This is a genomic window from Umezawaea sp. (genome assembly GCF_036375055.1).
Classification (GTDB): Bacteria; Actinomycetota; Actinomycetes; order Mycobacteriales; family Pseudonocardiaceae; genus Umezawaea.
Genome location: NZ_DASUSQ010000036.1, coordinates 1 through 10,891, shown reverse-complemented (window position 1 = coordinate 10,891; position 10,891 = coordinate 1). Strand labels below are relative to the sequence as shown.

Sequence of the window (10,891 nt, the reverse complement as noted above, 5' to 3'; positions counted from 1 at the left end):
CTACCTACCCCCGAAGAGCGGGTGCGGGCTCTGCTTCAGGACGGGGACCCCGCCGTCGAACCACTCGGCCTGCCGGATCTCCCGCATCGCCTGCTTGCGGGTCTCGGCGTCGAGCCGGTCCAGGAACAGCACGCCGTCCAGGTGGTCGGTCTCGTGCTGGATGCAGCGGGCCAGCGTGTTCGTGCCCTCGACGACCACCGGCTCGCCGTGCATGTTCCAGCCCCTGGCCACGACGTTCAGGTGGCGGCGGCAGTCCCAGTGCATCTCCGGGATGGACAGGCAGCCCTCGGGGCCGTCCTGGAACTCGTCGCCGACGACGGTCCAGGTGGGGTTGATCAGGTGTCCGGCGAAACCGTCGACGTGGTAGGTGAACACCCGCAGGCCGACACCCAGCTGCGGTGCGGCCAGACCGGCGCCGCCCGCCTCGCTCATCGTGTCCCACAGGTCCTTGACCAGGGTGCGCAGCTCGGCGTCGAAGTCGGTGACCTCGGCGGCGGGTGTCCGCAGCACCGGGTCGCCGAACAGCCGGATGGGTTGGACGGTCACGCACTCTCCTCGCACTGGGCAGACGACCAGTCTAGGAGAGTCGTCGGGTTCAGTGGTCGAGGCCCGTGCCCAGGAACACGACGCCGACCAGCGCGAGCAGGAAGTGGCCCGCGAAACGGGCGGCGTTGACGATGCCGCGGCCCGCCGCGGTGACGGCGGCGGGCGTGTGCGGCGTGGCGATCGTGGTGGTGACCATGGCGGGCTCCTCTTCGTTCGGTGGTCCCAGGATCACCCGCGCGGGGGTGCGCCCGCGTCCACTCGGAGTAGCGCCCTGCCGTCATCCCCTGGTCGTAGGCCCGGACGTGCCACCCGGCCGGGCGGTGGGCACCCACCGACCACGAGGCTGGAGCGGACCAGCCGGCGGGGAGCGGCGTGACGACCCTCGCGGGCACCACCGGCTCGCTCGTGTTCACCCGTCCGGCCACGAGTCGGGCCGGGCGGGGATCGTCGCCGGGCCTGTTGGTCACCCCCGTGGCCGCATGATCAGCGCGGCCACGTGGTAGACGCACGGCTCGCCGCCCGCGTTGGCGAACCCGTGCTCCTGGTCGGCCTCGAAGTAGGCGGAATCGCCCGCTCCGAGGCCGACCACCCGCTCGCCGACCGTCAACCGCAGCGTCCCGGTCTCGACCACCACGTACTCGTGCGAACCGCGCGCGTAGGCCGGGAACCCGCCCGCGTCACAACCGACGGGCAGCACCACCCGCACCAGCTCGAAGTTGACCCCGGCCACCACCGGCGACACCACGGTCTTCTCCCACCCGCCGGGGTGGGTCGACCGCTCCTGCTCCGCACGGCGCCGAACCACGAACCGCCGCTCCTCGTCGTCCTCCAGCAACGACACCAACGGCACCCCCAGCCCGTCCGCGATCCGCGCCAGGACCACGACGGTCGGCGCCTTCTCCGCCCGCTCGACCGCGGACAGCATGCTCACGCTCACCGAGCACCGCGTGGCCAGCGCGGACAGGGTGTGCCCGCGCTCGGCCCGGAGCCGCTGGATCCGCCGGGCGAGTTCATCCAGGTCAAACATGACGCTATAGTAGAATGGTGAGCACTATAGAGGAAATTGTGGCCGATCAGCGGGTCCGCGACACCCGCGCCGACGACCTGCCCGCGATTGCCGCGATCTACGCCGACTACGTGGACAACACCACCGTCACGTTCGCCGAAACCGCCCCCGACGCGGCGGAGTGGCAGGCCAGGCTCACCGACCTGACGGCGCGCGGCCTGCCGTTCCTCACCGCCGAGGTGGGGGGAGAGGTGGTCGGCATGGCGTACTGCTCACCCTGGAAGACCAAGACGGCCTACCGCTACACCGCCGAGAGCACCATCTACCTGGCCCCCTCGGCCGCGGGCCGGGGCCTGGGCACGGTGCTGCTGACCAGCCTGGTCGACCGGTGCGGGGCGGCGGGCATCCGCGAGATCATCGCCGTCGTGGCGGACAACGGCAACGCGGCCTCGGAACGCCTGCACCAACGCTGCGGCTTCGTCGAAGCGGGCCGCCTGACAGGCGTGGGCGTGAAGCACGGGAAGACCCTGGACACCGTGCTGCTGCAACGAAGCCTCCCGTCCCGACGAGTGTGACCAGGCACGTGCGGTGGCGCGGCCGTCGCCCGCGCGGGGGTGGCCCGTCGTTCGACGTCCGGTGGCGGGCCACCCCGCAACCTCGTCACCACCTGTCGGAGGCGACGATCGCCTTCATCTGGTCGAGGGTCACCGGCGGCCTCGGCGCGTAGATCGCACCGCCCGGCGAGTTGATCTCGGCGCCCCTGGGGTCCTCCTGGTTGCCGACGTGCATGAGCACCATCGTGCCGTCGGGCCGCTTGAGGCACGCCAGGTACGACACCGAGCCGGGAAACCGCCTCGCGGTCCCGGTCGCCAGCCGGGAGCCGTCGGGCAGCGTGCTGACGTCGCAGACCTCCATGCGGGAGTAGTCGCACCACACGTCGGGCTCGGAGTCGCCGGGGTAGATCGTCAGGCTGAAGCCCCCGGTGACGCCCGCGGAGGTCAGGGTCCCGTCGATGAACGCGCTGGTGGGGGCGTTCGCGTCCTCCCGCTGCGGTGCCACGGCCGATCCCGTCCCCGGTTGCGCGGGGTTCGCCGAGGACGGGGGTGGCACGGTGACCCCCTTGACCACCTCGAACGTCGCGGTGTCGCCGAGCACCACCCTGAACCGGGCGATCAGGTCTTCCGGCGTCGCGGGGACCGGGCCGCGCGCCGTGGTCGTGGTCGTGGTCGGTGCGGGCGACGACGGGGACTGCGGGCCTGCGACGTGCGAGCCGGGATCGCCCGGCACCAGCCACACCGCACCCGCGACCAGGGCCGCCACCGCGACGACGGTGGCCGCGACGGGCACCAGCCGCACGGCCCGCCGCGGTCGCACGACCGGGGCCGTACCCGTAGCCGTACCCGCGGCCGCGGCGTCGGCGCGCCGCTCCAGCTCGGCGAAGGCGTCGTGGAGGGTCCGCAGGTCACTCATGAGGTCTCCTGGAAGTTGGGGGCGCTGGCGGTGAGGTCGATGCGCAGAGCGTTGAGCGCGCGGTGGATCTGGCTGCGCACGGTCGGTTCCCGGCACCCCAGCTGTGTGGCGATCTCCTTGTCGGACAGGCCCGCGTAGTAGCGCAGCACCACGGCCGCGCGCTGCTTCCTGGGCAGACCCGCGAGACGGCGAACCATCTCGTCCCGCTCGGCCCGCTCGGTCGCGCCGTCCGAGATCACCATCGGCTCGACCTCGGCGCGCGGGGACGTACGGGTCAGCCTCCTGCGCCAGGACAGGTACTCGTTGACGACCATCCGCCGCACGTAGGCGTTCGGCTCGGCCATCACCGAGATCCGGTCCCAGCGCTCGAACGCCCGACCCAGCACATCGCTCACCAGGTCCTCGGCCAGCCAGGTCCGGCAGGTCAGGACCGTGGCGAACCGCATCAGCGCGGGACGCTGCCTTGCCACGTATTCAGCGAACTCCATCGGCCACTCCCGATCGTCGACCAGACCTCGATTCCGCACCCCTAATGCGGAAGTGACCTCATACGTTGCATTCGGTCTGCGCGCTCGGTCTGCGCGCTCGGTCTGTCGACGGCTGTCGGGAGCGCCGAGCCCGTGCCGGGATCGGTGGCCTGCTGCTGGTCCGCTGCCGTGGGGAGCCGTTTTGCGACCACTGGACCTCCCCCCGCTTGCGCGATGGTCTCCATGGCCGGACGCACCGCGTCAAGGCGGGAAAGATGCCTTGACACGGCACGGCCGACCATGAGGGCGCTGGGGATCGGGGGCGGGGTGGGAACTGAGCTCGAAGACCCTGGCTCACAGCACCGTCGTGCCCCGGAGCAGGTCACCACCGTGCTGCCCAAGAGGCTCAGATGCGGCCTGGGCACAGGCGGCTGGAATCCGCCGCTGGAGATGATCAGCCACCACCGCTCCGGCAACCATCACGCCAGCCAGCCAGCCGTCACCACCCACGCGGCAGTGCCTCACCCAGCGGCGCCCCACCCAGCGGCACTCAGCCAGCCAGAGCCGCAGCCGAGTCCTCCCCCACCACCCGGCCCACCACGGCCTGACCAAGCCCCACCCTCACTTCGTCGGAAACACCACCCTCGCAGCCCCTCCACCCCTCCGAGTCGTCTCAGCGGCAGCCCTCCACCGGCCATCGCGCAACAACTCCACCCCGGTCGCCGCCCCGATCTCCGTCGTGGACGTGAACCGGTGCCCCAGCGCCTGGAGCGCCGCGGCCTCCGGCGTCCCCAGGAACGCGGCCTCGGCCTGCGTGGACGCGGCGTTGCGCTGTGAAGCCCTCGGCGCGGCGATGGCCCGCACCAGCGGCAGGTCCCGGTCGACCTGTCCGACCAGCACCTGCAACACCGTCGTGATGATGCTCGCGCCACCCGGCGATCCCACCGCCAGCACGGCCTTGCCGTGGTCGAGCACGATGGTCGGCGCCATCGACGAGCGCGGCCTCTTGCCCGGTCCCGGCAGGTTCGGGTCGGGTACGCCGGGCGTGACCGGGGTGAACGAGAAGTCGGTCAGCTCGTTGTTGAGCAGGAACCCGCGACCCGGCACGACGATGCCGCTGCCGCCCTCCTGCTCGATCGTCAGCGTGTACGCCACGACGTTGCCCCACCGGTCGGCGGTCGTCAGGTGGGTGGTGTGCTCGCCCTCGTACGGCGTCGGCGCGGCGGCGCCGACGGTGGCGCACGCGGCGGGATTGCGCGGGTCGCCGGGAGCGACCGGGCTCGTCAGGACCTTGTCCGGCGCGATGAGGCAGGCGCGGCTGTCGGCGAAGCGCTGCGACAGCAGTTCGCGGGTGGGCACGTCGACGAACGCCGGGTCGCCCACCCAGCGGTTGCGGTCGGCGAACGACAGCCTGCTGGCCTCGATGAACCGGTGCAGGTACTGGGTCGGGGTGAGGGAGCCGACGTCGACGCCCTCCAGGATGTTCAACGCCTCGCCGACGGTCGTGCCGCCGGACGACGGCGGCGCCATCCCGTAGACGTCGAGGCCCCGGTAGCTCGTGCGGCTGGGTTCGCGCAGCGGCGCGGTGTAGCGCGCGAGGTCGGACCTGGTCAGGTCGCCGGGACGCACGACCCGCGTCGAAGCCGGGTCGACCGGGGGTGTGCGGACGGTCTCGACCAGGTCGGCGCCGATCTCGCCTCGGTAGAACGCGTCCACGCCGCGGCGGCCCATCTCGCGGTAGGTGTCCGCGAGGTCGGGGTTGCGGAAGCGCGAGCCGACCGCGGGCGCCGCGCCCCGCGGCAGGTACAGCTCCCTGGTCGACGGGAAGTCCGCGAAGCGAGCGGCGTTGTTCGTGATCTGCGTGGCGAAGGTCGCGTCGACCGTGAAGCCCTCGCGCGCGATCCGCTCGGCCGGGCTGATCGCCTCGCGCAGCGAGAGCGTGCCCCACCGCTTCAGGGCTTCCTGCCACGTCCTGGGCGTGCCGGGCACGCCGACGGACAGCCCGCTGGTCACGGCCTGGTCGAACGGGATCGCGGCCCCGTTCTCCACGAACAGCCCGTCGGTGGCGGACGCGGGCGCGGTCTCGCGACCATCCACGGTGGACACCTGGCGGGTGCGGGCGTCGTAGTGGACGAAGAAGCCGCCGCCGCCGATGCCAGCGGAGAACGGGTCGGTCACGCCGAGCGCGGCGGCGGTGGCCACGGCGGCGTCGACCGCGTTGCCGCCGCGGCGCAGCACGTCGATGCCCACCTGCGAGGCGTCGGGATCGATGCTGGACACCGCACCGCCCCAGCCGGTGGCCTCGGGTGCTCTCGGCGGGGCCTGGCTCGCCCGCGCGGTGCCCGGCAGCAGAACGGTGGACGCGACGAGAGCACACGCGATCACACGGATCACGGGCCTCTTCGTACCCGAGGGTGACACGGTCACAGCACCTCCAGCGGATCGAGCTTCACGCGCACGGGGTCGGGGTCCTTGCGTGCGCTGCGCACCCCAAGAGCTTCCGTCAACACGGCGGCCAACGCACGCCCCTCGGCACGGGAAACCCGAACCAGCGCGCGCTCCTTCGTGCCCTCCTCGTCCAGCGGCACCGGCCCGAGCACCTCCCCGCTCGGGGGTAGCCGCAGCTCGTCCAGCAGGGCCGCGACCGCGTCCGGCGAGCCGTCGACCGTGGCCATCCGCACCGCGGGCGGGAACCCCAGTTCGGTGCGCGCGGCCAGTTCCTGCCGGGCGTGCCACACCGGGTCCCAGCGGACCAGCGCCTGCACGGGCGCCAGCGCGGACTCGGCGATGACCACGACCCTCCCGCCCTCGACACCGGGTTTCGCCAGCGCGGCGGCGGCCATCCACCGGCGCAGCGCCTCCTCCGCGGCGCGCAGGTCCGCGCGGCCGAGCAGCGACCAGCCGTCCAGCAGCAGCACGGCTCCGTACCCGCCTTCGGCGACCGGCTCGGCCCCCGGTGTCGCGACGACCAGCGCGGGTTTGCCGGTCACCGACGCCAGCACCTCGTCGCCGCCCGACGTCCGCACCGGCACGCCGGCGAACGCGCGGCCCAGCTCCTCGGCCGTTCTCCTGGCGCCGACGATCTGCGCGCGCAGCTTGCGCGAACCGCACGCCGGACACCGGTAGGCGGCCTCGGTCGCCCCGCACCAGCGGCAGTACGGCGGACGCGGCAGTCCGTCGTCCGACCCGCCGGGCAGCGCCAGCGGGCCCGCGCAGCGCCGGCACCGGGTGGGCGCGCGGCAGCTCCCGCACGCCAGCGCGGGCACGTACCCGCGGCGCGGCACCTGGATCAGCACCGGAGCGCTGGCCGCCAGCGCGGCGCGCGCGGCGTCGAACGCGATCGACGGCAGCCGGGCCGACCGCGCCGCCGCGTCCTTGACCTCCTGCCAGTCGCTGTCGCCGACGGCGGCGACCCTCGGCGCAGCCGTGCGCAGCGTCTCGCGCGCCGCGACCACCTCGTGCGCCCACCCGCTCTCCACGAGCAGCTGCGCCTCCGCCGTGCGCGCGAACCCGCCCACCAGGAACGCGGCCCCCGTGAGGTGGGCGCGCTGCACCAGCACGTCCCGCACGTTCGGGTACGGCATCCTCGGTTCGGAGTGCAGGTCGTCGCCGTCGTCCCACACCACGACCAGGCCGAGGTCCGCGACGGGCGCGAACGCCGCCGCCCTGGTGCCGATGACGACCCGGACCGAGCCGCGCCGCACGGCGAGCCACCTCTTGTACCGCTCGGACGGCCCCAGGTCGGCCGACAGCGTCACCACACCGGTCTCCCCCACCAGCGCCGCGCACGCCGCTCGCAACCGCGCCACGTCGCGGTGGTCGGGCACGACCAGCAGCACGCCCTTGCCGGTGCTCGCGACCGTCGCCGCCGCCTCGGCCAGCCGCGCGGGCCAGTCCTCGGCGGGCAGCGCCTGCCACACCGCGCGCGCCGTCCGACCGGAGAGCAGCGCGTCGAGCAGGTTGGGCCCGAACGGGTACCGCGTCCACCCGGCCGCCACCGGCACCTCGGGCGGCGGGGCCGGTTCCGGCGACGGCTGCCCCTCCGCTCTGGCGTGCCTCGGCGGGATCGCCATCCGCAGCACGTCGATCAGCGTGCCCGCGAACCGGTCCGCGACCACGCGGGCCAGCTCCGCCACCTCCGGCGACAGCACCGGTTCCGGGGACGTCACCCGTTCCAGGTACGTCAGCTTCTTCCCGTACTCCGAACCCTCCACCCGTTCGAGGAGGAACCCGTCGACGAGCTGACCGGCGAACCGCACCCGCACGCGGCACCCCGGAACCGCGGCCTCGGCCTGGTCCGCCGACACCTGGTAGTCGAACGCCCGGTCCAGGTGCGCGAGCGGGACGTCCACACAGACGCGCGCGACCGGCAGCACCTCGGCGGGGGTGCGTTCACCACGCCTCGTCGTCGCTTTGCTCGCCATGCCCTTTGGTCTACCAGAGGAGTACGACAGGAAAGCGCTCGGACCGGAATTGTCGGACCCCGCCGCTACCTTGTCCTCAGAACTCGCGAACCAACGGGGGTAAGGACGTGAAACGCACCGCGGTGGCGCTGGTCGCCACGACATCGTTGCTGATGAGCGCACCTTCGGCCGCCTCGGCCGCCGAGGCGCGGTGGGCTGGCGGCTGGGGGGCGTCGCCCCAGGCGCCGGTCGCGGGCTTCGAGCCGAACTGGTCGCGGGAGGGCTTCGCGGACCAGAGCGTCCGGCAGGTGGTCCGCGTCACCGCGGGCGGCCCGCTGCTCCGAGTACGACTGTCCACTGTGCACAGCGGCCCGGTGTCGCTCACGGGGGCGACGATCGCCCGTGCCGCCGACGGGGGCGCGGTGCGGCCGGGGTCGGTGCGGCGCCTGACCTTCGGGCACCGCGCGGGCGTGGAGATCCCGGCGGGGCGCGAGATCGTGAGCGACGCGGCCGCCCTGCCCGTCGGTCCGCTCGACGAGGTGGCGGTGACGCTGCACTTCGCGAGACCGACCGGCCCCGCGACGTTCCACGCGAGTGCCCTCGCGACCAGTTTCCGGGCGTCGGGCGAGCACCTGTCCGACACGTCGGCCGCCGCGTTCACCGAGACCACCCGCTCGTGGTACTTCCTGACGGGCGTCGACGTGCTGGACACCTCGCCGAGACGTGGCACGGTCGTGGCGTTCGGCGACTCCATCACCGACGGCGTGGGGTCGACGGTCGACGCCGACAACCGCTACCCCGACGAGCTGGCCGAGCGGCTGCGCGGCCGGTTCGGCGTCCTCAACGAGGGCATCGGCGGCAACCGCGTGCTCAACGACTCGCCCTGCTTCGGGGAGTCCGCGACGAAGCGCTTCACGCGCGACGTGCTGGGCAGACCGGACGTCCGCACGGTGGTCGTGCTGGAGGGCATCAACGACATCATCTCCAGCGACGTCGAGTTCGAGTGCTTCGTCCCGAACCCGGAGGTGACCGCCGCCGAGGTGATCGCGGGCCACCGCACCCTCATCCGGCAGGCCCACGCGCGGGGTGTGCGGGTCGTCGGCGCGACGCTGCTGCCCGTGAAGGGGTTCGCCACCTACGGCGAGCGCATCGAGGCGGTGCGCTCGGAGGTGAACGCGTGGATCCGCACGTCCGGCGAGTACGACGCCGTGGTCGACTTCGACCGCGCACTGGCCGACCCCGCCGACCCGCGCGCTCTGCTGCCCGCGTACGACAGCGGTGACCACGTGCACCCCAACGACGCGGGCTACCGCGCCATGGCCGCGGCGGTGGACCTGAGAGCGCTGTAGATGCGCCTGATCGTGCTGTGCGGCCTGCCGGGGGCGGGCAAGACGACGCTGGCGAGGAAGCTGGCGGCGGAACTGCCCGCCATCCGCCTGTGCCCGGACGAGTGGATGGCCGCACTCGGGGTCGACCTGTTCGACGAGCGCTTCCGCGCCGCCCTGGAGGCGGTGTTCTGGCGCCACGCGCGGGCCCTGCTGGTGCAGGGGGTGACGGTGGTGCTGGAGAACGGCTTCTGGTCGCGCGCGGAGCGGGAGGTGGTGTTGCGGGAGGGCAGGGCGCTGGGTGCGAGCGTGGAGCTGCGGTTCCTGGACGTGCCGTTCGAGGAGCTGGTGCGACGGCTGGAGGTGCGCAACGACCAACCGGGGATGGTGCCGATCACGCGGTCGATGCTGGAGCACTACACGACCCAGTTCGAACCACCGGACGCGGCTGAGATCGCCCTGTTCGACCCTGTCCGGGAGTGAGTGTGGGAGGAGGGGCGGTATCGGGCCGCGGCTGCCCTGGGGCCGCTGGCTGACGGTCGGCGGGTTGACCTGAGTAGCCGAACGGTCTGAGAAACCTGACGGCTCGGCTCGGCTGTGCTGGGTTGAGTTGGGTTGGGTTGGGTTGGGTCAGACTCGGCTCGGCTGGCTGGCTCGACTGGGCTACTGGCATTGGCTGAAGCCAGTCAGGACGGGTCACGTCGGTTGCACCAGGCGACAGGTTCAGCCACGCCGGCTGCGCCTCGCTGGCTGGACCCGCCATGCTCGGCCAGATGAGGCAGCCGGTCGGCAAGCTCAGCGAGGCCGGTTGGTCCAGTCGCGCAGGGCCCGATCAGGTTCGTCAACTCGTCCAGCGATCAGGTTGGTCAGGTTGTCCTGCGGGCAAGCTCAGCCGTGTCGGCTCCCGGCCAGCCTGATGCGGAACGCTGCTCGGCTGGTGTGCCGTGCGTCGGCCGGAAGGGAGGTCGTGTCCTCCCCCGCTCCGTCACGTCGTCTTGCGAACCAGGCCGGTGGTGGTCGAGATCTGGCAGCGTTGCCCGCCGCCTGGTGGGCGGCGGCCAGGTGGAGGTACGGCTGGCTGGCGTAGCGGCTGGTGCGGTTTGCCAGCAGGTCCAGCCAGTCCGTCAGGGCGGCGTCGCGGGAGACGCCGACTTAGGTCAGGTCGACCAGGCCGTCGGGGAAATCCGGGGCGAAGAGGATCTTCACACCGACTCGGACCTGCTCCAGGTCCAGGGCGACGGTGCCGGTGGCCTTGGCGTCGCGCAGGACGAGCTGACCGCCGACGCGAGCGCCGCGGATGCGGACGCCGCGGATGCGGACGGCCGCGACGGCGGTGGAACCGGTGGTGGTGTGGAAGCCGTTGCTCAGGAGGAGGTTGTCGTCGACCTGGAGGTCCGCGGCCACCAGCGCCGCGTCGGTGCTGCTGGTGAGCCGGGCGCCGTCGCAGCCGAGGTTGCCACCGACGCAGGCACCGTCGCAGCCGAGGTTGCCACCGACGCAGGCACCGTCGCAGCCGAGGTTGCCACCGGTGCGGGCACCGTCGAGCTTGACCGTGCCCGAAGCGCGCAGGTCGGTGAGGTGCACCTGGCCGCCGGTGCGTATCTCGGGGGCGTGCAGGGCGAACCTGGCGCCGGTCAGGTGTGCGCCGCGCGGGCTGTGGTGGCCTCCGTCAGG

Annotated in this window: 11 protein-coding genes; 3 read left to right on the top strand and 8 right to left on the bottom strand. The window is 72.8% G+C overall.

Features of this window, described 5'->3' with window-relative positions:
- The 3 genes from def to VFZ92_RS10490 all read right to left on the bottom strand — a co-directional run bounded on the left by def (position 1) and on the right by VFZ92_RS10490 (position 1,573).
- Positions 1-546 (bottom strand): peptide deformylase, encoded by a 546-nt coding sequence (gene def, locus VFZ92_RS10500; protein WP_330875652.1) that lies wholly within the window; start codon positions 544-546, stop codon positions 1-3.
- 49 nt (positions 547-595) lie between these two features.
- Positions 596-742, bottom strand: a complete 147-nt coding sequence (locus tag VFZ92_RS10495) for a hypothetical protein (RefSeq protein ID WP_330875651.1) — start codon at positions 740-742, stop codon at positions 596-598.
- Between the two features lie 267 nt (positions 743-1,009).
- The gene (locus VFZ92_RS10490; RefSeq protein ID WP_330875650.1) at positions 1,010-1,573 is read right to left on the bottom strand and encodes an XRE family transcriptional regulator; all 564 of its coding nucleotides are present in this window, start codon (positions 1,571-1,573) and stop codon (positions 1,010-1,012) included.
- Between the two features lie 17 nt (positions 1,574-1,590).
- On the opposite strand from VFZ92_RS10490, the gene VFZ92_RS10485 reads away from it, so the two are divergent.
- Complete coding sequence (locus VFZ92_RS10485) at positions 1,591-2,127, top strand: N-acetyltransferase family protein (protein ID WP_330875649.1); 537 nt, start codon at positions 1,591-1,593, stop codon at positions 2,125-2,127.
- Between the two features lie 85 nt (positions 2,128-2,212).
- Here the strand turns inward: VFZ92_RS10485 and VFZ92_RS10480 are convergent, their stop codons facing one another.
- From VFZ92_RS10480 to VFZ92_RS10465, 4 genes are all read right to left on the bottom strand, one after another.
- On the bottom strand, positions 2,213-3,022 hold the full coding sequence (locus VFZ92_RS10480) for a hypothetical protein (RefSeq protein ID WP_330875648.1): 810 nt from the start codon (positions 3,020-3,022) through the stop codon (positions 2,213-2,215).
- A complete protein-coding gene (locus tag VFZ92_RS10475; RefSeq protein WP_330875647.1) occupies positions 3,019-3,510 on the bottom strand; it encodes a SigE family RNA polymerase sigma factor in 492 nt (163 codons plus the stop codon). The genes VFZ92_RS10480 and VFZ92_RS10475 overlap by 4 nt, the downstream gene beginning before the upstream one ends.
- 600 nt (positions 3,511-4,110) lie before the next feature.
- Positions 4,111-5,883, bottom strand: a complete 1,773-nt coding sequence (gene ggt, locus VFZ92_RS10470; RefSeq protein WP_414719857.1) for a gamma-glutamyltransferase — start codon at positions 5,881-5,883, stop codon at positions 4,111-4,113.
- Positions 5,884-5,912: 29 nt separating this feature from the next.
- Positions 5,913-7,913 carry a primosomal protein N' gene (locus VFZ92_RS10465; protein ID WP_330875646.1) on the bottom strand — a complete coding sequence of 667 codons (2,001 nt, stop codon included), beginning with the start codon at positions 7,911-7,913 and terminating at the stop codon, positions 5,913-5,915.
- Positions 7,914-8,020: 107 nt separating this feature from the next.
- On the opposite strand from VFZ92_RS10465, the gene VFZ92_RS10460 reads away from it, so the two are divergent.
- On the top strand, positions 8,021-9,241 hold the full coding sequence (locus tag VFZ92_RS10460) for an SGNH/GDSL hydrolase family protein (protein ID WP_330875645.1): 1,221 nt from the start codon (positions 8,021-8,023) through the stop codon (positions 9,239-9,241).
- Positions 9,242-9,700 (top strand): ATP-binding protein, encoded by a 459-nt coding sequence (locus VFZ92_RS10455; protein WP_330875644.1) that lies wholly within the window; start codon positions 9,242-9,244, stop codon positions 9,698-9,700.
- A gap of 669 nt (positions 9,701-10,369) precedes the next feature.
- Here the strand turns inward: VFZ92_RS10455 and VFZ92_RS10450 are convergent.
- On the bottom strand, positions 10,370-10,891 hold a 522-nt coding region (locus tag VFZ92_RS10450), incomplete at its 5' end, for a hypothetical protein (protein ID WP_414719856.1).